General features: G+C 62.4%; 18 protein-coding genes. 7 read left to right on the top strand and 11 right to left on the bottom strand.

The window, feature by feature from the left end:
• Positions 1-221: 221 nt before the first annotated feature.
• The 3 genes from GFU70_RS15950 to GFU70_RS15940 all read right to left on the bottom strand — a co-directional run bounded on the left by GFU70_RS15950 (position 222) and on the right by GFU70_RS15940 (position 7,809).
• Positions 222-4,901, bottom strand: coding sequence for a dermonecrotic toxin domain-containing protein (locus GFU70_RS15950; RefSeq protein ID WP_153388406.1), 4,680 nt, complete (start codon positions 4,899-4,901; stop codon positions 222-224).
• A 99-nt stretch (positions 4,902-5,000) separates the two neighbouring features.
• A complete protein-coding gene (locus tag GFU70_RS15945) occupies positions 5,001-5,720 on the bottom strand; it encodes a FadR/GntR family transcriptional regulator (protein WP_053119770.1) in 720 nt (239 codons plus the stop codon).
• A 352-nt stretch (positions 5,721-6,072) separates the two neighbouring features.
• Positions 6,073-7,809, bottom strand: a complete 1,737-nt coding sequence (locus GFU70_RS15940) for an IlvD/Edd family dehydratase (RefSeq protein WP_058544583.1) — start codon at positions 7,807-7,809, stop codon at positions 6,073-6,075.
• A gap of 192 nt (positions 7,810-8,001) precedes the next feature.
• Here GFU70_RS15940 and GFU70_RS15935 point away from each other — a divergent pair, with 192 nt between their 5' ends.
• The 7 genes from GFU70_RS15935 (at position 8,002) to GFU70_RS28905 (ending at position 14,452) form a co-directional block, all read left to right on the top strand.
• A complete protein-coding gene (locus tag GFU70_RS15935) occupies positions 8,002-9,324 on the top strand; it encodes an MFS transporter (RefSeq protein WP_058544584.1) in 1,323 nt (440 codons plus the stop codon).
• Positions 9,325-9,562: 238 nt separating this feature from the next.
• Positions 9,563-10,555, top strand: a complete 993-nt coding sequence (gene araD1, locus GFU70_RS15930; RefSeq protein WP_153388405.1) for an AraD1 family protein — start codon at positions 9,563-9,565, stop codon at positions 10,553-10,555.
• A 13-nt stretch (positions 10,556-10,568) separates the two neighbouring features.
• Positions 10,569-12,149 carry an aldehyde dehydrogenase (NADP(+)) gene (locus GFU70_RS15925; protein ID WP_153388404.1) on the top strand — a complete coding sequence of 527 codons (1,581 nt, stop codon included), beginning with the start codon at positions 10,569-10,571 and terminating at the stop codon, positions 12,147-12,149.
• A gap of 165 nt (positions 12,150-12,314) precedes the next feature.
• Complete coding sequence (locus tag GFU70_RS15920) at positions 12,315-12,653, top strand: DUF5629 family protein (RefSeq protein WP_153388403.1); 339 nt, start codon at positions 12,315-12,317, stop codon at positions 12,651-12,653.
• The gene (locus GFU70_RS15915; RefSeq protein ID WP_153388402.1) at positions 12,640-13,815 is read left to right on the top strand and encodes a lactonase family protein; all 1,176 of its coding nucleotides are present in this window, start codon (positions 12,640-12,642) and stop codon (positions 13,813-13,815) included. The genes GFU70_RS15920 and GFU70_RS15915 overlap by 14 nt, the downstream gene beginning before the upstream one ends.
• A gap of 156 nt (positions 13,816-13,971) precedes the next feature.
• The gene (locus GFU70_RS15910; protein WP_003202673.1) at positions 13,972-14,151 is read left to right on the top strand and encodes a hypothetical protein; all 180 of its coding nucleotides are present in this window, start codon (positions 13,972-13,974) and stop codon (positions 14,149-14,151) included.
• 175 nt (positions 14,152-14,326) lie between these two features.
• The gene (locus GFU70_RS28905; protein ID WP_256587218.1) at positions 14,327-14,452 is read left to right on the top strand and encodes a hypothetical protein; all 126 of its coding nucleotides are present in this window, start codon (positions 14,327-14,329) and stop codon (positions 14,450-14,452) included.
• 221 nt (positions 14,453-14,673) lie between these two features.
• On the opposite strand, the gene GFU70_RS15905 is transcribed toward GFU70_RS28905, so the two are convergent.
• The 8 genes from GFU70_RS15905 to GFU70_RS15870 form a co-directional block, all read right to left on the bottom strand.
• Positions 14,674-15,276, bottom strand: coding sequence for a glutathione S-transferase (locus GFU70_RS15905; RefSeq protein WP_153388401.1), 603 nt, complete (start codon positions 15,274-15,276; stop codon positions 14,674-14,676).
• A complete protein-coding gene (locus tag GFU70_RS15900) occupies positions 15,273-18,914 on the bottom strand; it encodes an AAA family ATPase (protein WP_153388400.1) in 3,642 nt (1,213 codons plus the stop codon). The genes GFU70_RS15905 and GFU70_RS15900 overlap by 4 nt, the downstream gene beginning before the upstream one ends.
• The gene (locus tag GFU70_RS15895; RefSeq protein WP_153388399.1) at positions 18,911-20,155 is read right to left on the bottom strand and encodes an exonuclease SbcCD subunit D C-terminal domain-containing protein; all 1,245 of its coding nucleotides are present in this window, start codon (positions 20,153-20,155) and stop codon (positions 18,911-18,913) included. Before GFU70_RS15895 ends, GFU70_RS15900 begins: the two co-directional genes overlap by 4 nt.
• A gap of 190 nt (positions 20,156-20,345) precedes the next feature.
• Complete coding sequence (locus GFU70_RS15890) at positions 20,346-21,983, bottom strand: BatD family protein (protein WP_153388398.1); 1,638 nt, start codon at positions 21,981-21,983, stop codon at positions 20,346-20,348.
• On the bottom strand, positions 21,980-23,716 hold the full coding sequence (locus GFU70_RS15885) for a tetratricopeptide repeat protein (RefSeq protein ID WP_153388397.1): 1,737 nt from the start codon (positions 23,714-23,716) through the stop codon (positions 21,980-21,982). Before GFU70_RS15885 ends, GFU70_RS15890 begins: the two co-directional genes overlap by 4 nt.
• On the bottom strand, positions 23,713-24,792 hold the full coding sequence (locus tag GFU70_RS15880) for a vWA domain-containing protein (protein ID WP_064106914.1): 1,080 nt from the start codon (positions 24,790-24,792) through the stop codon (positions 23,713-23,715). The genes GFU70_RS15885 and GFU70_RS15880 overlap by 4 nt, the downstream gene beginning before the upstream one ends.
• Positions 24,785-25,279: a DUF4381 domain-containing protein gene (locus tag GFU70_RS15875; RefSeq protein WP_058543643.1), complete on the bottom strand. Its 495-nt coding sequence runs from the start codon at positions 25,277-25,279 to the stop codon at positions 24,785-24,787. Before GFU70_RS15875 ends, GFU70_RS15880 begins: the two co-directional genes overlap by 8 nt.
• A complete protein-coding gene (locus GFU70_RS15870) occupies positions 25,276-26,220 on the bottom strand; it encodes a DUF58 domain-containing protein (RefSeq protein ID WP_058543644.1) in 945 nt (314 codons plus the stop codon). The genes GFU70_RS15875 and GFU70_RS15870 overlap by 4 nt, the downstream gene beginning before the upstream one ends.

Genomic DNA, 26,220 nt, shown 5'->3' with positions numbered 1-26,220 from the left:
GCTGAAGTAAATCTTTGGTGAGGGAGCTTGCTCCCCCTGGCCCCTGTAGGAGCTGGCGAAGCCTGCGATCTTTTGATCTTGATCTTTCGCTCAAGACTCAGTTGGTAGGGGAAAGATCGCAGCCTCGTTGCACTCGACAGCTCCTACACAGCTCCCTCGCGGCTCCTGCAGCCAGTGGGAGCTGGGTGAGCGGCATCACTATCCTTACGCTTGTGTTGTAATCAGGTCGCCAACGGCAAGAACTTGCTTTGCGCCAGGGGTTTGCCGATTTTCCCTCGATGCACATTCACCACCGCGTAAGGGCTATTCGCCTTGGCGAGCAGGGAATAATAGTCTTCTCGACGCTGCTCCTTGGTTTTCAGATGCGCGACGCTGTAGCCAGCCTTCGGCGTATCGACTTTTTCGTAGTGAAAATGTGCATACCACAGGGCCGCTCCGTCACGGTCATTGATGGCATATTCCTGGAGAAAATCCTTGCGGGTCCCTCTCAGGGCCTTGCGCCCGCCGAGCCGCGCGACCTGGATGAGATTTTTCTCGAACAGGTAGCTAAGGTTGCCGTCGGTAGGCGGCAGTCGCATGCTCAGTTCAATGCGCAAGGCCGTGCCCTTGGCGGTCAGCGCGGAAATAGCCTCTGAAAGGCTTTGACTCAAGGCGTGATCCGCCTGGGTCCGTTCGGTTTGCTTGGCTGCGTAGGCCCTGTCGAGTTCTGCCGAGATCGTGCGAAAACGGCTCGCCTCATTGTTCATGATCTCTTCGATTTCCTGGGGGTGGCGACAGCGGCTCTTGTAGCCTTCTGCACGGCTCAGACGGACGTCCAGTTGGTCGAGCAACTGGCGTGCGTCACGCTTGATGGCATTGACCGACCGGGTTTTGGGCGCGGGCGCCGGCCGGCGTATGTCGACGGGATCCCACACTTCGCCATGCTGCGAATAGGTGGCAATCACTTCATCGTCGACTTGGGAACGCAGCTCGACGACTTCAATCGGCAGTGAGGTGCCAGCCGGTTTCAGATCGCCGATCAGTACGCCATTCTTTCGAGTCTTGATCACTTTTTTCTGAGGCTGGCCACTGGGCGCCTTCGAACGCTTGGGCGCACGTTTGCGTGGTGTCGGTTCCGGTTTGACTTCTGTTGCCAATTTGCCGGACGTATCCTGATACAGGCTGCCAACCAGTTTGATCAGCCTGTCGAAGTTGGCTTCTTGGATGTCGTCGGCATAGAGGGCTTTCATGCCCTGCAGGGCATCCAGTGCTTCACCATATTGCTCGGTCAGACTGGTCAACACCTCAAGCTGGTCCGACGGGGGCAGTTCGTACAATTGCAAGTTCGCATGGGAGCGCATCTGCTCGGACAGTGGCTTGACAACGAGATGCAGGCTCTCGGACAGGCCGGATCCGAGACTTTTGATCGCCAGCAACGGAAGCAAGGACAGTTGAAAGGCCTTGACGCCTATTGCGTTTTTTTCGTTCTGCGGGCGGTCGCTGGTCAGGCGTTCGAACGCTTGCGCGCCGTCGGAATCCAGATTCAGCAGCTTTTCCAGATAGGCGTCCTTGAGTTCCAGCCAATGAATGGAGCGATCATTGAGTTCACAGAGGGCATCCAGGTACCTCAAATACCCCTCGATACCGCCAGCCACCAGTTCATCCATAGGCCTTAGCGCAAACCCCGGATTGGCGGCAATGAGGGCGTCCAGTTCCATCTCGATGACCACGACAGATTTGCGGGCATTGTTGATCACATTTTCCATCAGCCCGCGCAGCATTACAGACGGGAACTCAATTTTCAGCCGCGCGCGCTCCGCTGCGCTGTCCAAGAGCTTTAGATAAATGGCCGTCTGTTCATTGAGCAGCCCGTCATAAATTTTTCGCTTCGGCGCGCGTTGTTCTTCGGAATAGCGGCTTCCATCCTGGAACAGGGTCATCACCTGTTGGGCAACGTCGATAGCTCGTTGTTGGTCGACCTGCTGGGTGAGGAAGTTCTCCAGTTCCTGGCTCAGCTCGGCGGCTCTGCGGGCATTCTGGCGACGCTGGTCGGCCAGGCGTTTGGGCGGTGCGCCGCCGAGCAGGCGCAAGCGCAGGTCCAGGGACCAGTTACCCTCGGGATCCGCTCGCAGGGCGGGGCCCCTTTGTGTCGGATCAAGCGGGTCGATAATCGTGATCTGACCTTCCGGATCCAGGTCGATTCGATACAGACCGTCTTGGAGCAACGCATGCCACTTTTCGGCGATCAAGTACAAACCTTTTAAAGGCCCGTACGGGATCGGCACAGGCAATGACGCGGGGCGTGGTACCTGCATGCGCAGGAGACGGGTGCGTTGTTCCTGCGTCAGCCGGTTACGGGGATTGCTGAAACTGAAATCCAGGAAGGCATTGGGATGTTCGCCAGGCAAGGCAATGGATCCCTGGCGGATGGTTGGCAGGTCGGGTGCGGGCCATTGCTGTGCAACGAGGCGCGGCGCCGGGGCGTGCATCGCTTGTTCCTTGATCGACATGGGCACGGAAGGGCGAACAGGTGCCTGAATGGAAGGAAACTGGGTCACCAACATGGCGAGGTTGACTAGCAAATCGACAGCGGCCAGTTCCCGCGTCACGGGATCGTCACTGCTCAGGTCTGGAATGTCGTGGCTGGCGGCGGCCATCAGGCTCCATAGCCAGGCGACGGTCATGGTCGGACCGCGTAGCAGTGGGAACAGCAACGTATTGAACAGCAGGCTCGCGCCCTTGAGCAGCACCGCCCAGCGGCTTTCACGGTTGGAAATCGAAGCGCGGTCGGCCTGGGTGATCAGGGCTTGGGCGTTGCAGCCATACAGGTATTGCATCAGCTTGCCGTTGCGCAGGTATTGCAGCAGTTCATCGCTGTCGGCATGGGTGGCGAGCGTCGCGGGGGCGGGCACTTCAGGAACGCCAAACTCGTCGCCCTGGAGAAAGTGCACGATGTGCGGCTGCTGGAAGCCGCCATTGGTGTACACCGGGCGGGCGTCGTCGGACATCCAGGTCAGGACGCTGTTCTGCAGTTCGATGTCGCTGATGACAGACTGTAACAGCGCCTGGCGCGTCGGGAACTCCATCAGTACGGGCGTATACAGGGGACGATACAACACGTGCGGCCCCGTGCTGGTGTCCTGCGCCTCGATAATGAACATGTTGCTCACGATGTCGGGCCGGGCCAGGGGCTTGCGCAGGAAGGCCAAGTGTCGGATCACCACGGGGCGACCATCAACCTGCTGGTCGCCCGCGTCCGGTTGCAACAGGGCTTCAATCAGGCGCAGCCCTTGACGGGTCATGCCGTTTTCGTTGCCGAGCACTTGCTGTAACGCCTCGAGCGGTAGCTGCGCCGGGACCTGTTCTGCAAAGATCCGTTGGTAGTCGAGCGCTTGAGGCGAGTCCCCCAACAGCTCCTGTTGCAGGTAGCGAGGGTAGGTGGTGCCAATGTCGAGCTGTTCGATCAGCCCACCCCGGCGGGTGATGAAGTCCGGCGTCAACCATGCGGGCAGTGTCAAACCCCGGCGATGGCTGAGCGCCAGGTTTCCACTGGGGCGCGCGATGAGGTTGTCGATGGCCAGTTGCGTCAGACTCATTGTCCTTTTTTCGCTGATGCCGACAGTCCCCGGATACCCTGCGGAGACTGTGAAGATCAGCTCCACGTCATCCGGTTGGAAGCGGTTGGCGTCAGCCTTGGCTTTGTCATTGTCGTTGGTTTCATTCATCTGGCTGAGCAACGCGTCAGCCGCGAAAGCCCTGATGTCGCTGACAGGGGGACGCCCTTGGCTGCGTTTCTTGACGCTGGCCATCGCCAGGCTATATCGCTGGAACCTCGCCTGGTCGACGCTGGCCGCTGTTTTGAGCCAGTCGGGCAGTATCGGCCGCAGTTTTGCCGCTGTCTGCGGCGCGAGGCAGGTGGCCCCGCCCATAGAGCGAGCTGGATCGCTCAGCTCGCTATAGAGCATCCCGAGCTTCTGTGGGCCGATCCGCGAGGGCAGTTGCACAGCCCTCAGGTCCGCCAGTTGCTGCTCCAGTATCAGTTGCGCCTGGGTATCGAAGGCGTTGCCGCCTATTTCATAGCGTTGGCAGGTGACGCTGTCGACGAGGTAGGCGTTGGCAATCCGTTCAGCCCAAAAGTCATTGAAAGCATCCAGTGAATCGAAGGTTCGCACGGCGTTGTCAGGGCTGCACAGCACGATGACCAGGTCATTGGGGGTGTAATGCAGCAGCAGGATCTCGCTGCTTGGCAACTGCGCAGTGGAGGCGCCGTAGGTGACGATGCTTTCCAAGCTGTAGGCGTAGACGGGAGGGACATTGTTTTTGAAACGCTGTTCGCGGTCGGGCCAACGTACGATCTGATCCAGGGCCTCGCGCACCGGCTCACTCAATCCAGGCTGTTGCAGCCCTTGGATATGCAGCATGTTGCGCAAGGTGTCGCTGAGCCATTGCCAGCGGTTGGTGGAGGTGCGGTCATCGACTTGGGGGGCGTCATCGATGTCAGCGTTCCAATAGCGGGTCAGGGCATCTTCCAGTTCGATCGGTATCGTCACGGGCAGTTCAAGCACGAGTTTTTCGATGACCTTCATGTCCAGGCTGTAATCGCCTGATTTAAGGCGGTGCGGCGGGGCATCGGACAGATAACAGTCGAAGTTTCCTTGTGGCGTGAAATCCAAAGGCGTGCCAAGGCTCAGGTAATCGAGCACAAGGCGCATGAAAGGCTGGAAGCGCCAGCGGCGAGCGGCCACATCCGGGGTTGCCAGTTTGGTTTTGGACAGGTCGATGTTCGAGGTGGGGAATCTTTTCTGAATCGCCTGTTGCAGTGCTTTCTGTGCGACTTGCTCGAACGTCGGGCGTCCGGCAAATCGCTGGCTGACGTTTTGCGAAAATGCGCAATGGCTGTCAGCCGGAGAGGGGGAGGTCATAAGAAATCCTTTTCCTGGACTCGTGGTCGTCGGGATGACGACCACGCCAGTTTCGGAATTTCTTCAATGCGCTGTGCGGTACATAGTTACCGCACCGTATCAGGCAGGATCGCTGCCCAGTACTACATTCAGTGCGCTGCGCGCATCGTCCAGCTGCACCAGCGTGGCATGGCGGGCACCGAGGGCGTCGCGGTTCTCGATGGCGGTGAGGATTGCCTTGTGTCGCGGCATCGCCAGTTCATGCAGGTTGGGCCGCTGGTTGGAATGCTTGAGTGCCTCGGCGATCGCCACCGACAACATGTTGCAGAGGTTGGCGAGCAGGTCATTGTGAGTGGCGTCGGCGATGCGACTGTGGAAGTCCAGGTCCGGTTGCAGCACGGCCTCGGGGGTCGGGGCCGCTTCCATGCGCTGGTAGGCTTCGCGGATGGCAGCAATGTCGGCCTCGTCGGCGAACTGTGCGGCGAGGGCAGCGGCGGCCGGCTCGATGATGCTGCGCACGCTGGTGAGCAGGTTGAAGAATTCATTCTGCGGGCTGCTCTGCATCAGCCAGTGCAGCACATCCGGGTCGAGCATGTGCCATTCCCGCCGGGCCTTGACCACCGTGCCCACGCGCGGGCGCGAATACACCAGGCCCTTGGCGACCAGCACCCGCGTGGCTTCGCGCAGCACCGGGCGGCTGACCGCATACTCTTCGCACAACAAGGCTTCAGCGGGCAGTTTGTCGTCCGGCTTGAAGCGTCCGGAAACGATCTGCATGCCCAGTTCCTGGACGATGCGTGCGTGCATGCTTTTGCGGTCGGAGGGTTTGCGGTAATCCATGGGAGGCGGCGCGATCCTGTGCGAGGGGAGTGCTGCGCATGATAGCAGGCGCGGCGGATATTCATCAGGCCAAACCCTTGGGGCTGGTGACCTTGTGGCCAGAGCTTGCTCCTGCTGGATTTGTGTAGGAGCTGCCGAAGGCTGCGATCTTTTGATCTTTTGATCTTTTGATCTTTTGATCCTTTGATCCTTTGATCTTTCGCTTGAGATTCAAGTGTTAGGGGAAAGATCGCAGCCTCGTTGCACTCGACAGCTCCTACACAGCTCCTGCACAGCACGCGCGAGCTCCTGCACAGCACGCGCGAGCACCTGCACAGCACGCACGAGCACCTGCACAGTACCTCATAACGGGTCAGTGGGAGTGGCGTGGCACCTCGGCGCCGCGGCAGCCCACCAGGAAGTCGAAGTCACAACCCTGGTCCGCTTGGAGCACGTGGTCGATGTACAACTGGCGATAACCGCCCACCAACAGGTTCTGCGGTGGCGGCAGGTCGGCCAGGCGCGCGGCGAGTTCGGCGTCCGGGATGTCCAGGTGCAGGCGGCCGCTGGCGCAATCGAGCTCGATCCAGTCGCCTTCCTTCACCGCCGCCAGAGGTCCGCCGGCGGCGGCTTCCGGTGCCACGTGCAGCACCACCGTGCCGTAGGCGGTGCCGCTCATGCGTGCGTCGGAAATGCGCACCATGTCCGTCACGCCCTGGGCCAGTAGCTTGGCGGGCAAGCCCATGTTGCCCACTTCGGCCATGCCCGGATAACCCTTCGGCCCGCAGTTTTTCATCACCAGGATCGAGTCGGCGTCCACGTCCAGTTCCGGGTCGTTGATCCGTGCCTTGTACTCGTCGAAGTTCTCGAACACCACCGCACGTCCGCGATGCTGCATCAGTTCGGCGGTGGCGGCGGACGGCTTGAGCACTGCGCCCAGTGGCGCGAGGTTGCCGCGCAGCACGCAGATACCGCCGTCGGCGCGGATCGGGTTGTCCAGGGTGCGAATGACTTCGTCCTGGCCGTAGATCGGTGCGTCCTTGGTGTTTTCCCCCAGGCTCTTGCCGTTGACCGTCAACGCGTTTGGATGCGGAATGAGGTTGGCTTCGCCGAGGCGACGCAGCACGGCGGGCAGGCCGCCGGCGTAGTAGAACTCTTCCATCAAGAAGCGCCCGGACGGCTGCAGGTCGACGATGGTCGGCATGCCGCGACCGATGCGGGTCCAGTCGTCGAGGTCCAGTTGCACGCCGATACGCCCGGCAATGGCCTTGAGGTGGATCACCGCGTTGGTCGAACCGCCGATGGCCGCGTTGACGCGGATGGCGTTTTCGAAGGCTTCCTTGGTCAGGATCTTCGACAGCTTCAGGTCTTCACGGACCATTTCCACGGCGCGCATACCGGACATGTGGGCCAGCACATAACGCCGTGCGTCCACGGCCGGAATCGCCGCATTGTGGGGCAGGGAGGTGCCGAGGGCTTCGGCCATGCAGGCCATGGTCGAGGCGGTGCCCATGGTGTTGCAGGTGCCGGCCGAGCGGGACATGCCGCCCTCGGCCGCAAGGAAATCGTCAAGGGTGATGGTGCCGGCCTTGACCTGCTCGCTCAATTGCCAGACCACCGTGCCCGAGCCGATGTCCTGGCCTTTGTGCTTGCCGTTGAGCATCGGCCCGCCGGTGACGACGATGGCCGGCACGTCACAACTGGCGGCGCCCATCAGCAAGGCGGGGGTGGTCTTGTCGCAACCGGTGAGCAGCACCACGCCGTCAATCGGGTTGCCGCGAATCGCCTCTTCCACGTCCATGCTCGCCAGGTTGCGGGTCAGCATGGCGGTGGGGCGCAGGTTCGATTCGCCGTTGGAGAACACTGGAAATTCCACCGGGAACCCTCCGGCCTCGATCACACCGCGCTTGACGTGTTCGGCGATTTGCCGGAAATGCGCGTTGCACGGCGTCAGCTCCGACCAGGTGTTGCAAATGCCGATGATCGGCTTGCCATGGAACTGATGGTCGGCGATGCCCTGATTTTTCATCCAGCTGCGGTACATGAAGCCGTTTTTGTCGGCGGTGCCAAACCATTGGGCCGAGCGCAGGGAGGGTTTCTTATCAGACATGATCGATTCTCTTATTGTATGACTATATTGTTCTAGCTGAAGCGTAACATAAGCGCAATTTGTGCGGTTTGGAAGTGTTGTTGGGTAAATAGTATTACTATATAGTCCAATTCAACGGAGGGATTGTCCTGGCGGTCATTCGCGAGAGAAATCCCCAAGGTTCCATAACAACAACAATCGGAGACCGGTCCCATGAGCCAGGAATTGCGGCTTATTCGCCGCATCACACTCAAACTGATTCCTTTCCTGATCCTGCTGTACCTGATCGCCTACGTGGACCGCTCTGCGGTGGGCTTTGCCAAGCTGCACATGGGGGCCGACCTGGGCATCGGCGACGCCGCCTACGGCCTGGGTGCAGGGCTGTTTTTCATCGGTTATTTCCTGCTGGAGATCCCCAGCAACCTGATGCTGGAACGCTTCGGTGCCCGGCGCTGGTTCGCGCGGATCATGATCACCTGGGGCGCCATCACCATCGGCATGGCGTTCGTGCAAGGCCCGCATAGCTTCTATGTAATGCGCTTTTTGCTTGGCGCGGCCGAAGCCGGGTTCTTCCCGGGCGTGCTGTACTACATTACCCAATGGTTCCCGGTGCGCCATCGCGGCAAGATCCTGGGGCTGTTCATTCTTTCCCAACCCATCGCCATGATGATCACCGGTCCCGTATCCGGCGGCTTGCTGGGCATGGACGGTGTCCTGGGGCTGCACGGCTGGCAGTGGTTGTTCATCGTCATCGGTATGCCGGCGATCCTGCTGACCTGGCCGGTGCTGCGTTATTTGCCGGACGGTCCGCAACAGGTGAAATGGATGGATCAGACCGAGAAGGACTGGCTGACTGGTGAACTGAAAAAAGACCTTGAGGAATACGGCCAGACCCGTCATGGCAATCCGCTGCACGCCTTGAAGGACAAGCGCGTCCTGCTACTGGCGTTGTTCTATTTGCCGGTCACCCTGAGTATCTACGGGCTGGGCCTGTGGCTGCCCACGTTGATCAAGCAATTTGGCGGAACGGACCTGGTGACCGGTTTCGTGTCCTCGGTGCCGTACATCTTCGGCATCATCGGTTTGCTGATCATTCCTCGCAGTTCCGACCGCTTGAATGATCGCTACGGTCATCTGGCCGTGCTCTATGTGCTAGGGGCCATCGGCCTGTTCCTCAGTGCCTGGCTGTCGGTGCCGGTGTTGCAATTGGCGGCGCTGTGCCTGGTAGCGTTCGCGCTGTTTTCCTGCACGGCGGTGTTCTGGACCTTGCCGGGGCGCTTTTTTGCCGGCGCCAGCGCGGCGGCGGGCATTGCGCTGATCAACTCGGTGGGCAACCTGGGCGGCTACATCGGCCCGTTCGTGATCGGTGCGCTGAAGGAGTACACCGGCAACCTGGCCTCGGGGCTGTATTTCCTGTCCTGTGTGATGGTGTTCGGCCTGGTGTTGACCGGCGTGGTCTATCGCCTGCTGGAGCGCAAGCATGTGCTGCCGGCGGACCAGTTCGCGGCCAGCGCGCGAGGGGCAACGCGTACCTGAGGTCACTGTGGGAGCGAGCTTTTTGTGGCAAGGGATCTTGCTCCCGCTCGACTGCGTGTAGGAGCTGTGTAGGAGCTGAGTAGGAGCTGTCGAGTGAAACGAGGCTGCGATCTTTCCCCAGACACTTGAATCTCAAGCGAAAGATCAAGATCAAGATCAAAAGATCGCAGCCTTCGGCAGCTCCTACACCACAAAAGCCTGCTACGCCTATTCAAGTTTTGTTTACAGGGAGAAACCCATGCGTCTAGTTCAGTTCGAATTGAGTAACGGCGAACGCCGCGTCGGTGTGGTCGATGGCGATCGGGTGCGCGAAGTGCAGGGCGCCGGCACCGTGCGCGAGCTGGCGCTGGCGGCTATCGAGGCAGGTGTGAAGCTTGAGCAACAGGTCGACAGCCTGGGCCTGGGGGCGAGCCATGACTACGCCCGGTTGCTCAGTGAGCTGCGCATCCTGCCGCCACTGGACCACCCGGACCCGGCGCACCTGTTGGTCAGCGGCACCGGCCTGACCCACCTGGGCAGCGCCTCGGCCCGGGACAAGATGCACCAGCAGGCCGGCGACGAAGCGGCCATGACCGACACCATGCGCATCTTCAAGTGGGGTGTGGAGGGCGGTAAACCCGAGGCCGGGCAGGCCGGCGTGCAACCGGAGTGGTTCTACAAGGGCGACGGCAGCATCGTTGTCCGTCCGGGCCATCCGTTCCCGTTGCCGCCGTTCGCTGAAGACGCTGGCGAGGAGCCGGAAATCAGCGGCCTGTATGTGATCGGTCACGACGGCAGACCCTATCGGCTGGGCTTTGCCGTGGGCAACGAGTTCTCCGACCACGTGATGGAGCGCAAGAATTACCTGTACCTGGCTCATTCGAAATTGCGCAGTTGCAGCTTTGGCCCGGAACTTCGCGTAGGTGAACTGCCTCAACATCTTTCCGGGACCAGTCGTATCCTGCGCAACGGCGAAGTGCTGTGGCAGAACGAATTCCTCAGCGGCGAGGCGAACATGTGCCACAGCCTCGAAAACCTGGAATTCCACCATTTCAAGTACAGTCAGTTCCTGCGCCCGGGGGACGTCCACGTTCACTTCTTCGGCACCGCGACCCTGTCGTTCGCCGATGGCATCCGCACGCAGCCGGGGGATGTGTTCGAAATCAGCCAGGCTGAATTCGGCGCGCCGCTGGTCAACGGCATTGCCCCGGTAGACGCGGTGTTCAACCCGGGTACTATCGGCACACTTTAAAAGGAGACTTGCGATGAACCAGATCCTTGGCCACAACTACATCGGTGGGGCGCGCAGTGCGGCCGGCCAGACACGTCTGCAAAGCGTCGACGCCAGTACCGGCGAGACCTTGCCCCATGAATTCGTCCAGGCCACGGCAGAAGAAGTCGACGCCGCCGCCAAGGCTGCCGCGACGGCTTATCCGGCCTACCGCAGCCTGAGTGCGGTGCGCCGGGCCGAGTTCCTCGAGGCCATTGCCGATGAACTGGATGCCTTGGGCGATGCGTTCGTGGCCGTGGTCTGCCGTGAAACCGCGTTGCCAGCAGCCAGGATCCAGGGCGAGCGTGGTCGCACCAGCGGGCAGATGCGTTTGTTCGCCAAGGTCCTGCGCCGCGGTGATTTCTACGGTGCGCGCATCGATCGGGCGTTGCCTGAACGCACGCCGTTGCCGCGTCCGGACCTGCGTCAATACCGCATTGGCCTCGGGCCGGTGGCGGTGTTTGGCGCCAGTAACTTCCCCCTGGCGTTTTCCACCGCCGGTGGCGACACGGCGTCGGCCCTGGCGGCCGGTTGCCCGGTGGTGTTCAAGGCCCACAGCGGCCACATGGCGACCGCCGAACACGTGGCCGATGCGATCATCCGCGCGGCTGAAAAGACGGCGATGCCGGCGGGTGTGTTCAACATGATCTACGGCGGTGGCGTTGGTGAATGGCTGGTCAAGCATCCGGCGATCCAGGCCGTGGGCTTCACCGGTTCCCTCAAGGGCGGGCGTGCCCTGTGCGACATGGCCGCCGCAAGGCCGCAGCCGATCCCGGTGTTTGCCGAAATGTCGAGCATCAACCCGGTGATCGTGTTGCCGCAGGCGCTGGAAACCCGCGCCGAGAGCGTCGCTCGCGACCTGACCGCCTCGGTGGTGCAAGGCTGCGGCCAGTTCTGTACCAACCCGGGCCTGGTGATCGGCATTCGTTCGCCGCAGTTCACCGCCTTCACCCAGCAAGTGGCGGCGTTGATCGGCGATCAGGCGCCCCAGACCATGCTCAACGCCGGCACGCTGCAAAGCTACGGCAAGGGTCTGCAGAAGTTGCTGGCTCACCCAGGCATCGAACACTTGGCCGGACGCGAACAGCAGGGCAGCCAGGCCCAGCCGCAGTTGTTCAAGGCCGACGCCAGCCTGCTGATCAACGGTGACGAGGCGCTGCAAGAAGAGGTCTTCGGCCCGACCACGGTGTTTGTCGAAGTCGCGGACCAGGCGCAACTGAGCGCCGCGCTGAACGGCCTGCACGGCCAACTGACGGCAACGATGATCGGCGAGCCAGCGGATTTCGAACGCTTCAGCGAACTGACGCCGTTGCTGGAGCAGAAGGTCGGCCGCATCCTGCTCAACGGTTATCCGACCGGGGTGGAGGTGTGTGATTCGATGGTGCACGGCGGGCCTTACCCGGCGACGTCCGATGCCCGTGGTACGTCGGTGGGCACCCTGGCGATCGATCGTTTCCTGCGTCCGGTGTGCTTCCAGAACTACCCGGACAGCCTGCTGCCCGAGCCGTTGAAGAATGCCAACCCGTTGGGGATCCTGCGGTTGGTGGATGGGGTGCCGGGGCGCGAGGCGCTCTGACGGTTGCGATGAGGCGGTTGCATCGAGGTTGAATGTGCTGGCCTCTTCGCGAGCAAGCCCGCTCCCACATGGGACCGCATTCCCATGTGGGAGCGGGCTTGCTCGCGAAGGCGGCAGTCCAGTCAATGACGAGTCTGAAGTCATGGCCCAAGGCTCACGCCCACATTGGGTTATCATGACGACTTTCCCAACGACCGACTGATCACCATGACTGCTGTAACCGACACCCTGCTCGATACCCTTGAAAACTGCGACATGCTGATTATCGACAATCTGCATGCGTTCGATTTTTCCCTCGACGAGCAGGACCAATTGCACGTCGAGTGCATGAACGGTCGCACCCGCGAGCATTGGCGTTTCACACCGGTGCAGATGCAGGCCGCGACCTTCGATACAACCTGTAATCATTGGGCCATCTCCAGTGATTCGGGTGATCACCACCTGGAGTGCATTAAGGCATTCAGCGGCCACGACGATGAGGATGACGAAGATGAAAATGCGTAGTCTCTGGCCGCTGTTGATGGCCGGTAGCATGGGCGCCATGGGCGTCCAGGCAGGTACCGATGAACGCCATCAACTGCTGGTGGGTTCCTACACCGCCGGCCAGAGCCAAGGCATCTACCGGATGCAATTCGACAGCCGCACCGGCCAGCTCGATGCCAACCCGTTGCAAGTGATCAAAACAGACAACCCGTCGTGGCTGACCCTTTCCAAGGACATGACGCGGCTGTTCGTGGTCAACGAAAACGGGCCGGGCCAGAAAGACCCGGTGGGCAAGGTCAGCAGCTACGCCATTGACCCGAAGACCCATGAACTGAGCCTGATCAACCAGGTGCAGTCCCTGGGCAACGAGCCGACCCATTCCAGCCTGAGTCACGATGGCCAGCATTTGCTGGTCAGTAATTATTCTGTCTTGGAAAACCCGGGTGGTACTTTGGTGGTGCTGCCAGTGGAATCGAACGGCAAGCTGGCTCCGGTTGTGCAGTCGGGCGCTCATCAGCCCAGTCGGGTCAATCCCGAGCGGCAGAAATCGGCTCACGTGCATTCGGTGGTGCCTTCACCGGATGGCAAGTACGTGTTCGCCAACGACCTGGGGGCGGACAAGGTGTTCGTCTATCGCTACGACCCCAAGGCCAATCCCGAGCTGCCATTGACACCTGCCGATCCGGCATTCGTGCAATTGCCGCCCGGCAGCGGCCCGCGTCACCTGTTGTTCAGCGCTGATGGCAAGCATGCCTGGCTGACCATGGAAATGAGCGCGCAAGTGGCGGTGTTCGATTATCAGGATGGCCGATTGACCCAGCGTCAACTGGTCGACCTGGCGGCTGGCAAGCCGCAGCCGGGCAGGGCGGCGGCTGCGCTGCATGCGTCCGCGGATGGCAAGTTCCTCTACGTCAGCAACCGGGGCACCACCAACGAAGTGCTGGTGTTCGCCATCGACCCGGCCGCCGGCACGCTCAAAGAGCTGCAGCGGCGCTCGGTCGAAGGCGATCATCCACGGGAGTTCAGCCTCGACCCGAGCGGGAAATTCCTGCTGATTGCCAATCAGAAGAGCAACCAGATCGTGGTGATCGAGCGCGATCCGAAGACCGGCCTGCTGGGTAAAACCGTGCAGAAAATGCCGATGGATGCGCCCAGCGATTTGAAGTTCATCGTCCGTCAATAGACCGCAGGCCCCGTTTTTTGGGGCCTGCGCCGTTGTATCAACGAGACTGATATTCGCAAGTGATGTAAAGCATTTCAACGCAGGACGCCTCGGCGCGTAAGTTTGCTTCACGGCCCAACCGGGCAAGCAAGCCAACTGAATCCGAGGTCTACCGCCATGAATCTGAATCTCTTCTCCGTGATCGCCGCTTCCGCTATCTCTGCCACCGTGGCGCTGCCCGCCAGTGCCAGCGTCGAGATCAGCGACAAGAAAAATCGCACCCAGAGCTACACCGAGAAATACCTGCAACAAAGCGCCAACTTCTATGCGGCACTGGACCACAAGACCCAACACTGAAATCTCGCGCAACGACCGAAGCCTGCGATCTTTTCATCTTCACCGACCCACAGGTGCAAGAGAAAAGATCGCAGGCTTCGCTGTTTCTGGAGAAATCCTGCTGTAATATCACTTGGCCATGTGTTTAAATTTGACGCTGATAAATTGACTCCCTTGCCGATTAAGGACCGACACCATGGCGATGCGTCTGGCGGTGATGCTGCTGTTTCTCTATTCCACGCCGATTGTCTCGGCGGCCCAGCCGGATGCCGGCGAGTTGGAAGTGGCGCGTGAGCGATTATTGAGTTTGCTGAGCGACTGATTGCTTCGATAACAGGGCTGCATAATGCTTTTTTGGCGAGGGAGCTTGCTCCCGCTGGGCCTGTGTAGGAGCTGCCGAAGGCTGCGATCTTTTGATCTTTCGCTTGAGACTCAAGTGTTAGGGGAAAGATCGCAGCCTCGTTTCACTCGACAGCTCCTACACAGCTCCTACACAGCTCCTACGCAGGCCAGCAGGAGTAAATTCCCTCTTCACACTAATGGTTACTTGGCCATGATCGCCACGAACAGCTCGGACTCCAGAAACCTATGCAGCCAGTCCTGTAGCCGAGGGTAGGGCGCCTGGGCAAACCAGTCGCGGTCGACGTGGGCGAACTGCCGTATGAAGGGCATCACTGCCACGTCGGCCAGGCTCGGGTGATGCGCCGCCAGGAACGGCCGGGTTTCAAGCAAGGCCTCCAGCCTGCGCAGAAAGCTTTCACCCTCGCTACGGTAATGTTCCTTTGGGTACTCGGGATAGCGTTCGGGGTATTTGTAGCGATTCAAGTGCAGCTTGAACACCTGATCGTTTTCCTCGATCAACGCCGCCGTCAGCGCCTGGCCTTCGGGGTCGTCCCGTAGCCTCCAGTCTTGCGGATCGTGCTGGGCCAAGGCCCAGCGCATGATCTCCAGGCTTTCATCGATCACCCGGCCATCGACCTGCAGCACCGGCACCGTGCCTTTGCTGGAGAGTGCGAGCATCTCGGCTGGCTTGGCCTTCAGGCTGACTTCGACAATCTCCATCTCGACCGCGCTGTAGCGCAAGGCCATGCGCGCCCGCATCGCATAGGGGCAGCGGCGGAAGGAATAGAGCGTGGCGTGGCTCATTTCACCTCCACTGTGCTCAAGCCGTTGCCCTGGCGCCGCACCTGGATCTGCACCGGGATCCGCTCGTGCATTTCCTGCACGTGGGAAATCACCGCGACCTTGCGGCCCTGGGCCTGCAGTCCGTCGAGGGCGTCCATCGCCAGTTGCAGCGACTCGGGGTCGAGGCTGCCGAAGCCTTCGTCGATGAACAGCGATTCGATCTTCAGTGTGCTGGACGCCATCGAGGCCAGGCCCAAGGCCAAGGCGAGGGAGACCAGGAAGGTTTCGCCGCCGGACAATGAATGCACCGAGCGCAGTTCATCGCCCATTTCCGTGTCCATCACCAGCAGCCCGAGCATGCTGCCGCCGCGCTTGAGCCGGTAGCGGCGCACCAGTTGCCGCAGTTGGGCATTGGCGTGATGCACCAGCAAGTCGAGGTTGTAGGCCTGGGCCAGCTTGCGGAAGCGGTCGCCGGTGGCCGAGCCGATCAGGGAGTCGAGGCGTGCCCAGCGCTGGTATTCGGTGTAGGCCTGTTCGATCTGTTGGACCAGGGCCTGGTTGGCGTTCTGCCGGCGCTGGTCGTCGGCTTGTTGGGCGCGCAGTTCGGCGCAGTGTTGTTCGCTGGCGGCGAATTGAGCTTGCAGTTCGGTGAGGGCTTGGGCGAGTTGTTCGGGCGCCAGGTTGCCGTTGTGCTGGGCCTGGTGGTTTTGCAGGCGCTGTTCGCGCTCGGTGAGCAGGACGCGGGCCTGTTCGATGGCTTTTTCGCTGTTGAGCAAGCGCTGGCGCAACTGGCCGACGTGTTGTTCGTCCAGGTCGAGCAGGGTGTCGAGGGCGGCATCGTCCAATTCAGGATGAGTGGTGCGCCATTGCGCGATACCGGTGGCCAGCGTCTGGTGTTCGTGGTCCAGGGCTTGGGCCTGTTCCTGGCGGGCCTTGAGTTCGGCACCCAGTTGTACCAAGTCGTTGCGCAGTTGCTGCAACTGCTGATTGGCCGTCGCCTCGGCATCCCGCGTCTGTTCCAGGCGCTGGTCGAGTTGTTGCTGCCAGTGTTCGGCGCTGGTGTGCTCGCCGAGCAGTTGCGTGAGTTTCTCCTGGCAGGCCTGTTGTTGCTCGTTCAGGGCGCTGAATTGCAGGCGGGCCGCTTCCAGTTGCTGGAGGCGGGTCTGCTGGCGGTCCTGCTCTTTCTCCAGGGTCTGCTGGCGCTGGAGCTGTTCGTCCTGCTCGTCGCGCTGCTGTTGCAGTTGCTCCAGGCGCTGGGCGATCTGCTGGTCGAGCTGCAAGAAGGTTGCGGCGGGCTCGCTGCGCAAGGCCTGCAAGGTGTCGGCGGGCAGCAGGGTGCTGAAGTGGCTCAGTTCCTCGTCCAGGCGCTGACGGTCGCGGGCCAGTTCCTGCTGCTGGTTGCTCAGGTGCTGTGAGGCCTGTTGGCTGGCCGCCTCGGCTTCACGCAGCCGCTGGGCCATGCGCGCAGCGTCCTGCTGCAAGGTCAAAAGGGCGGTCTGCCGTTGTTCGTCCTGGCTGATGCGCAGGCTCAGTTGGCTGTTCTGCTGGGTCAGCCAGGCGTCGCGTTTGTTCGCATCCTGGGCCAGCAGTTGTGCCGACAACGGGTGGGCTTCGAGGCTGGGGGCGAGGCCCTGTTGCTGGCTGGCGAGCTGTTCCTGCTGCTGCTTGAGTTCCTTGAGCTGGGCGATGACCCCGCTGTATTGCGCTCGCAGGTCGATGACTTTTTCATTGAGCAGGTCCACGGCCTTGCGGGCGTTGGCTTCTTCGGTTTCATCAAAACGCCCGAGATTTTCCAGCAAGGCTTCGGGCTGATGATAAGGATGCTCGACGCTGCCACACACCGGGCAGGGCTGCTCGTCCTGTAGCTGTGCGCGCAGTTGCTCGACGCTTTCGCTACGAGCCAGGCGCTGACGCTCGAGCAGCTCGCGGGTGACGGTCAGGGTCTGTTCGGCAATGGTCAGTTCGGCCTTGGCTTCGCCGCCTTCACGCACCAATCGGTCACGTTCCTGCAACGCCTGTTGTTGGCGTTGTTCAAGCTCGGCGCCACGTTTGTCCAGCTCTTGCTGACTGGCCCACAGTCGGGTCAGCTCTTCGAAGGCACGCAATTGTTTGCGGTTGTCTTGCAGCAGGGTGCCGAGCAACTGGATCTGTTCGGCTACTGCTTCCGGCTCCGCGCCGGCTTCCTTGTAGAGCACTTCGAGGTCTTGCTGGCGAGCGGCCAGTTCCTCGGCGGCGCGGGCGGCGCCTTGTTCCAGTGTGGCGAGTTCGGCATTGCCTTGGTTCAGGCGATTGCCGATCAGCATCAGTTGTTGCAGGCGATCGCGGTAGGCGTTCCAGGCATCGCTCAGCGGGGCCAGGTGTGTGCTTTGTTCAAGCGCGCCAGCGATGCGCTGCAAGCGCTCGGCCACTCGCCTTTGCTGTTCGAGCAAGGTGTCGATGGTGCGCTGGCCTTCGGTGCAGGCCTGTTGCGCCTGTTCCTGGCGCTCGGCGCCCTGGCTGGCGTCCCTGGCGAGGCGGGCCAGGGTGCTTTGCTCTTCAAAAGCCTGGCGCAGCAACGGCGCACTGTCGCTGCTGTGTTGCCGGGCTGCGGCCAGTGCCAGTTGCGCGGCGCCCAGGCCTTTTTCCAGTTCGACCTGCTGTTCATGGAGGTCGATCTGCTGCTGGGTGAGCTGCTGGATCTGCACGATCAAGGGGTCGAGCTGTCGGCCCAGTTCGGCCTGGCGGATGAACTGATGGCGCTGGGGCGCCAGTTGTTCCAGGCGGACGAGTTTCAGGCGCTCGTCGGCCAGGGCGTTCCAATCGGCCTGGGCCTGTTGCAGCTGTTCGGCGGCGCTGGCGTGTTCTTCCTGCAACTGGCCCAAGTCGCGCAGCCAGGTGTGTTGCTGCTCCAGTTGCTTGAGTTGTGCCTGTTGGGCCTTGAGTTGTTGCTGGGCGTCGTTGAAGCGCTGGTCCAGCTCTGCCCGGGCTTCGGGGGCCAGCGGTGTGACGCCGGTGGCCTGGTCCTGCAACTGCCGGTGGCTGTCCTTGGCTTGCTTGGCCTTGTCGAAGGCGCGGCGACCGAGGCGGGTATACAGGGCGGTGTCGGTGAGTTTTTCCAGCAGTTCGCTTCGATCGTTGTCATCGGCCTTGAGGAACGCGCTGAACTCGCTCTGGGCCAGCAGCACGGCACGGGTGAACTGTTCGAAGTTCAGGCCCAGGGCCGCTTCGAGCTGGGTCTTGTATTCGCCTTTCTGGCTCGCCAGCAGTTGATCGTTGTCCAGGTCCCGCAGGCTCTGGCGGCTGGCTTGCAACTTGCCGCCGGCTTTTTCCCGGGCGCGATTGGCTTCCCAGCGGGCCCGGTAGCGACGTCCGTCGATGCCGCGAAAATCCACTTCGGCAAAGCCATCGCCCGTGCCACGGCGCAACAGGGTGCGCGGATCGCCTGTGGCAATCTCGCCATCGACGTCCGGCACCTTGGCGTCGCGGCCGGTGTTATTGAGGCGTGGCACAGCGCCGAACAAGGCCAGGCACAAGGCGTCGAGCAGCGTGCTTTTGCCGGCGCCCGTGGGGCCGGTAATGGCGAACAGGCCGGCGCTGGCCAAGGGTTCGACGGTGAAATCGATTTCGAAAGGCCCGGCCAGGGACGCCAGGTTCTTGAGACGGATCGCGAGGATCTTCATGGCTGCTCGCTCTCCATCTGCACGTCTTGCAACAGCACGGCAAAGTCCTTGAGGGTCTGTTCGTCCACTTCGTTGCCGTAGGTGTCCTGCCAGGCGCGGCTGAACAACTCCTGCGGGCTGAGTTGATCCAACTCCACCAGCGCGCTGCCATCGTCGGCACTGCCGGCGCCGCCGTTGCCGGCGTACTCGGCGGCGATCCGCACCAGGCGTACAGCCTTGCCTTGCAGTGCAGTCTCCACCTGGTGACGCAGGTCGGGTTGCGGTTCGTCGAGGCGCACCCGCACTTCCAGCCAGGGTTGACGCTGGACATCGGCCAGCAGGTCGATGTCGGGCAAGTCCTTGAGTTGCACCAGGAGATCGGCCAGGGGCAGCGGGCCCAGGCGTTGCAGGTTGACGGCCCGGGGAATCAGGCGTGGCTCGACCTTGACCAGGGTTTCGCCGTCCAGGGTGATGTCGAGAATTTGATGCTGATAGCCGATCTCCGAAAATGACAGCGGGATCGGCGAGCCGCTGTAGCGGATACGTTCTTCGCCGTTGACCTTCTGCGGCTTGTGCAAATGGCCGAGGGCGACGTAGCTGATGCTCGGGCCGAACAGGCTGGCGGGCAGGGCCTCGGCGTTGCCGATGATCAGGCTGCGCTCGGAATCCTCGGACACCGACCCGCCGGCCATGTGCGCATGGCTGATGGCAATCAGCGCCTGGCCTTTCTTGCGCTTGCTGGTGGCCGCGGCGATCAGCCATTCATGCACCTGGCCGATGCCCCGCAAGTAGTCGTCGCCCAGTTGCGCACCGGTGACTTCGGCAGGGCGCAGGAACGGCAGGGCCAGGCACCACGCCTTGACCTTGCCCTTGGCATCGGGCAACGGCAACAACAGGCGCTCGACGTCCAGTTGCCCATCGTCGAGCCACAACACTCGACCCAATGCATGGGTGCGCAGGCGTCGCATCAGCGGCGCAGGCAATTCGATACGCGAGCCGGAGTCGTGATTACCGGCGATCATCACGATGGTCAGGTTGGCGTTTTGTTCATGGGCGCTGACGATGAAATCGTACAGCCGTTCCTGGGCTTTGACCGGCGGGTTGACGGTGTCGAAGATGTCGCCGGCGATCAGCAGCACGTCGGGTTTTTCGTGGGTCAGTTGACGCAGCAGCCAGTCGAGGAAACAGGCGTGTTCGAAATCACGTTCCTGGCCGTGAAGGTTTTGCCCCAGGTGCCAGTCGGAGGTGTGAAACAGACGCAAGGCAAACTCCAGAAAACAGATGATGGCCGCGGTGAAAAGGAGGGCGGCTAAAAGAAGGAGAGTTTACTGGGAAACAGGGCTGAGGACTTGTTCAACTTCGCTGGATCTATCGAAGACTAATCCTGTGGCAAGGAAATTTATGTGGGAGCAAGGCTTGCCCCCGCCACAAAGGCTGCGAAACAGAGCGGGATTATTTGGGGTAAAGCGGCGGCAAACCCGAATCACTCGCCGAGTCCAGCGCCCCTTCGGTGGGCGGAATGGCACGGATGGCCCGCCACAGATCCTCGCCTTGCCAGTGCTGGCCGGTCTCGCTGTAGAGCGCGCCGTTGAGACCGTCCAGGGCGTCTGACAGCGGCACGAAGCGCGCCGCCATGTCGGCCAGGGTTTCCGGCTGCTGGCGGGCCCAGGCGTCAAGGGCCTGTCGGGTGGCGTGGGGGTCGTTGGCCAGGCAGGTGCGTTTGAGGTCATCCAGCAGGGTACGCGGGCTCGGTCCGGTCTGGGTCGAGCGCAGGATCGCTGGCTGCCAGCGGGCGCGCCACCACAAGCCAAAGCCCAGCAGCGTCGTGCAGGCGAGGAGGAAGGTGCTCAGTTGCCAGTACCACAGGGCCTCGCTGTCGATCGTTGTCACGATCTGCGTCGTACCGGCCGGCGTGTCCACCATCAGGCTTGGATTGTTCGCCACTTGCAGGGTCCGCGCCGGGAGGCTGGTGCGGTCCAGGTGGTCTTCCAGGGTGTTCCACCAGATCACTTCCACCGGGGGCAGCTCGATGGTGCCGCTGCGGTTGGGCACCAGGGCCTCGCGGTCTTCGCGGCTGCCCACCAGCCCGCGCTCACTGTTGCGGCTGCTGAGTACCGGTTGGTCCGGATAGCGCCGCAGGCCATTGATCTCAGTGGCCGGCAGGGGCGGCAACTGGGCGCTGGCCAGGCCTTCGGCTTCCAGGGTCAGGCTGCGGGTCAGGGAGTCGCCCACCTGGCTATGGGTTGGTTCCGGGCTCCAGCTTTCACTCAAGGACAGGCTGCGTGCGGGCAGCCAGGGCACATCGGCCGGGTAACTGGCCGGTTTGGGGTTGACGTGCAGCAGCAGTTGCGGGGAGCTTACCCGCATCAACTGGCCGGGCTTGGGACCCGAAGGTACGGCGTCCTGGGCCACCGGCTCGACCAGGGTGGCACTGAATGTCTGGGCCGGAATCGTCAGTTCGCCGCTGCGTTGCGGGTAGATGCCGTAACGCAGTTCAATCACGCCATGGCGCACATCGTTGATGACTTTTTCATAGGTGCGCGATTCGCCCAGTTGCTCGGTGCGGGCGTCGGGAATGTGCAGCGGCGTGAGACTGCTGTCGTCGTACAGCGACACCGAATGGTAGATGCGCAGGGTCAAGATCGCCTGGGCCTGAACATATACCTGGGTCTGGTCGAGGCTGGCCTCGATGAACACCGGTGCCAGGGGGCCCGAGGCGTTGCGGGTTTCGCTTTCGATCACTTGCAGGGTGATCGGCTGGCTGGTCACTTCGCCCAATTGCAGCTGCGGAATGATCACGGTGCCGCTTTGGCGCGGCAGCAGGGTCACGATCCAGCGGGTGGTGGCGCGGTTCTCACCGTCGAGGGTCGTCAACTGGTTGACCTGGCGGGTGCCGCGCACATCGAACAAAGCCTGAAGCGGGCCCAGGTCAGGTTTGCCGAACAATGTGGCGTCGTTGGATTCCAGGGTCAGTTCCACCGTTTCCCCGGAGTTCAGGCGGCTGCGGTCCACACTGGCCGTCAGCTGTGCAGCCTGGGTTCCAGAGGCCCAGAGCAGCAACACGAGGAGGTAGGCGGTGAAGCGGGTCATTGGGTTTTTTCCTGGGCCTGATGGCTTTGCTGTTCGTACCAGAATTTACGCCTGAGCAACTCCCCTGGATTATCCGGGATCTGGCGCAGCCATTGTTCCAGTGCCTGACGCTGTTCTTCTTCATTACGCTGACCTGCGGCAGGACGCAGTGGCGGGGTGGTGGTCTGCTCATCGGGCAGTTCGCTGCCCGGGACATCCTGGGCGGTGGGCGGCTGTGCCGTGCGCGCAGGCGCGGATTCGTCCGATGTTGCGCTTGCCTCGCGGGAGGGCTGCCCTGGGTCGGAAGACCGGGAGGGTGAGGCGGCATCCGGCGATTGCTCGGCGGGGCCCGACTCCTCGCTGTCGGCAGGCTTGGGTTCTTCCGGTACGGGGGCCGGTTCTTCCAACAAGCTTTCCACCAGGGCCTTGTTGGTCTGGGCGGGGCGCAGGTCGGGTTGCAACTCCAGGGCCTGCTCATAGGCGTCCAGTGCGGCTTCCAGTTCGCCGCTCCTGGCCAGGGCGTTGCCACGATTGTAGTGCGCGCGGGCATCGTTGCCTTCGGCGAAGCGTCGGGCGGCTTCGCTGTATTGGCCGGCCTCGTACAAGGCGACGCCTTGCCACTGGCTGTCCTCGAAGTGGGCGGCGGCTTCGGCGGGACGCTTTTGCTTGAGCAAATGCTGGCCCTGTTGGTCGGCGCGCAACCACAGGTCCTGGAATTCGAAGGCGTGGCTGGTTTGCGGCAACATGAACAACAGCGGCAGGCAGAACAGCCAGCCTCGGCGCCCGGCACAGGCGGCCAGCAGCAACAGCGGCAAGAGCAGCCAATAGCCCTGGTCGGCCCAAGTGTCCAGGCGCAGCGTTTGTCCGTCGCTGCGCAGATGGCTAGGACCTGCCAGCAGGCCCAGGCCGCGCAGGTCGCTGTCGTCCAGCCGCGCCGGCCGGTAGCGACCGTCCAACTCGTTGGCGAAGGCCTTGAGGCCCGGGCTGTCCAGGCGTGGCACCAGGATCGCACCCTGGGCATCCTTGAGGTAACTGCCATCTTCCTGGGGCACCGGTGCGCCTTCGCGGGTACCGATGCCCAGCATCAGCCACTGCGTGGCGGAACCGTCCAGGGCCTGGCGAATGCCCTGGCGTTCCTGCTCGTTCAGCGACGAACCGATCAGCAGGATCCGGCCATGGCCCAGTTCGCCCTGGTCCAGCAGGGCCAAGGCCTTGCGGACCGCCAGGTCGGCACGATGGCCGCTTTGCGGCATGATCGACGGTGCGAGGGCTTCGAGCAGGTTGGTGCTGGTGGACAAGTCGTCGGACAGCGGCACCAGCGTATGGGCGCTGCCGGCATAGACGATGATCGCGGTCTGGGCGTCGCTGCGGTTCTGCAACAGGTCCAGGACCTTGCGCCGGGCCTGTTCCAGGCGCGTGGGCGGGACGTCGGTGGCGAGCATTTCCGGGGTCAGCTCCAACACCACCACCAGCGGGTCGGCGGGTCTCTGGCTGGTCTGTTCGACCCGCGCCCAGCTCGGCCCGAGCAACGCCAGCACCATCAACAGCCAACCCAGGCCCAGTGCAATCCACGGCAACCGGCTTTCCCGGCCACTGCCGCCACTGAGCAGCACAGCATGAAAGGCGGGCGGCAGGATCATCTGCCAGCGGCCCACGCGTTTTTGCCGGTGCCACAGTTGCCAGAGCAACCAGCCCAGCAGAGGCAGCAGCAACACGAACCAGGGGCGTAGCCAGTGTGGCCAGAGGGCGATCATCGACGCCTCCGCAAGCGCAGGCGCTTGAGCCGCTGGCGCCACTCGGTGTGTTGGGCTGGCTGGAACAGCGCTTGGTTGAGCAGGCGTTGCAGCGGATTGTCCGGCCAGCGCGCCCGGGCCACCAGTAACATGCTCAACAGCAGCGCAACGGCCAGGGGCCAGTGATACAGCGCCAGGGCAGGACGAGCCTGGGTCGGTTGCTGGGTCACTGGCTCGAGCTGGTCGAGGGTGGTCTTGATCGCCAGTAATTGCTCGCCATCCTGGGCACGAAAATACTGGCCACCGGTGACTTGGGCGATGTCCTTGAGTGTCGGTTCGTCCAGGTCCAGGCTCGGGTTGACGCCGAGCAAACCCGTGGTGCCGCTTTGTTCCGGGTCGGCACCGATGCCGATCGGGTAAATTTTCACGCCTTCGTCGGCAGCCAGTCGCGCGGCGGTGAGGGGGTCGATTTCGCCGCCGTTGTTGGCGCCGTCGGTGACCAGGATCAACACACGGCTCTGGGCCGGCCGCTGGCGCAGGCGCTTGAGGGCCAGGCCGATGGCGTCGCCGATGGCGGTATTTTTGCCGGCGATGCCGATACGCGCCTCATCGAGCCAATGGCGCACGGTGCGGCGGTCGAAGGTCAGCGGTGCCTGCAGATAGGCCTGGCTACCGAACAGGATCAGGCCGACCCGGTCACCTTCGCGGCCTTCGAGAAAATCCCCGAGCATATGCTGGACCAGCGCAAGGCGACTGACCTCTTCGTCCTTCCAGTGCATGTCGGGAAAATCCATGGAGCCCGAGACATCCACCGCCACCAGCAGGTCGCGACCGCTGGCGGCAATGGGCAATGGCTCGCCCAACCACTGTGGTCGGGCCGCGGCGATCAGCAATAGCAGCCAGAGCAGGATGAAGGGCGCCTGTTGCCGCCAGGTCGGCAGATTGGCCCGGGCTCGCCGCCCCACCAGGCCTTCCAGGTCAGCGAGGAAACTGACCTTGAGCGCAGGCTCGCCGCTGTCGGCCGCCGGCAGCACCAGGCGCATCAGCCAAGGCAGCGGCAACAGGGCCAATATCCACGGCCAGGCGAACTCAAACATGTTTGCGAATCCAGATTTCGACCGCCTGGGTCAGGCCGGCGATGGCTTTGTCATCGAGCTTGCATTCGGGTTTGTAGGCGCCTTCCACCAGCACCATCCAGCGGGTCAGGCCGGCTGCCGGACAGCGGTTGTCCAGGAAAGCCAGCCATTTGCGCCCATTGAGGGTATGGCTCTGGCTATAGGGGTAATGGTTGCGACACAGGCGCTTGAGCAGCCCGTTGAGTTGTTGCAGCCAGGCCCCGGCCGGCGCCCCATCGTAGGGTTTGGGCAGCAGGGCGAGCTCGGCCAGCGCGGCCAGTCGCACCGGGTCCAGGGGCTGTTCGGCACGGGAGCCGGTGCGCTTGGCGGGAATGAACCGGCGCAACTGCCACAGGCCCAGGCCCAGCAGGGGGATCAACACCAGCAGCAACCACCAGCCTGGCGCAGGAGGCCAGAAACCAATAGGGGGCGGCGCCATCAGCGGCTGCAATTGATCCAGGTTGCTCATCGACTTTTCCCGGCCCGCTTGGGGTTCAGGTATTCGCGCAGTTGCTCGACCATGTCGCCCTGGGTGCTCAAGGGCATCATCAGGATCCGCAGCTTCTGCGCCAGTATTTCCCAGCGCTCCTGACGCGCCTCGGCCTGGGCGCGATAGGCCTGGCGCAGTTCGAAGTTCAGGGTGTCGAGCTCCAACTGTGAAGCACGCTGGGCGAAGCGCAGCAGGCCGGCGGCGGGCAGGGCGTGATCCAGTGGGTCCGACAGCGGCAGCAGCAACAGGTCGCAATGGCGCGACAACAGGCTCAGCTGCTGCTCGGCGCTATCGGACAACGCACGCTCGTCGCAAATCACGATCACCAGGCTGCCGGGCCGTAGCACTTCCCGGGCCCTGCGCAGGGCGATGCCGAACGAGTCGCGGTCCGGCTCGCCTTCGGTGTGCAGCGACTGATTGACTCGCACCAGCCGGTTGAGCAATTGCAACAGGCTCTGTTTGCTGCGCCGCGGCTTGACCTCGTAATGGGTGTTATTGCCGAACACCAGGCCGCCGACCCGGTCGTTGTGCCCCAGCGCGGCCCAGCCGATCAGGCTGGCGGCCTGGGCGGCGAGCACCGACTTGAACATCAGCCCCGAGCCGAAGAACAGGCGGTGGCTTTGCTCGATCATGATGAAGATCGGCCGCTCGCGTTCTTCGTGGAACAGTTTGGTGTGGGGCTCCTGGGTCCGGGCGGTGACGCGCCAGTCAATGGTGCGCACGTCGTCGCCGGCCTGATAGACCCGCACCTGGTCGAAATCCACCCCGCGTCCGCGCAGCTTGGAGTGATGCAGGCCGATCAGCGGGCTGCGCTGGCCTGGCGTCGAGAACAACTGCACCTCGCGTACACGATGGCGCATCTCGATCAGCTCCGAAAGGCTGACGCGGATGCCCGGTGCGGGCGCCAGTGGGTTATTCAT

This window comes from Pseudomonas brassicacearum (assembly GCF_009601685.2).
GTDB lineage: Bacteria > Pseudomonadota > Gammaproteobacteria > Pseudomonadales > Pseudomonadaceae > Aquipseudomonas > Aquipseudomonas kilonensis_B.
The sequence above is the reverse complement of the archived record's forward strand: the minus strand, read 5'-3'. Positions and strand labels throughout refer to the sequence as shown.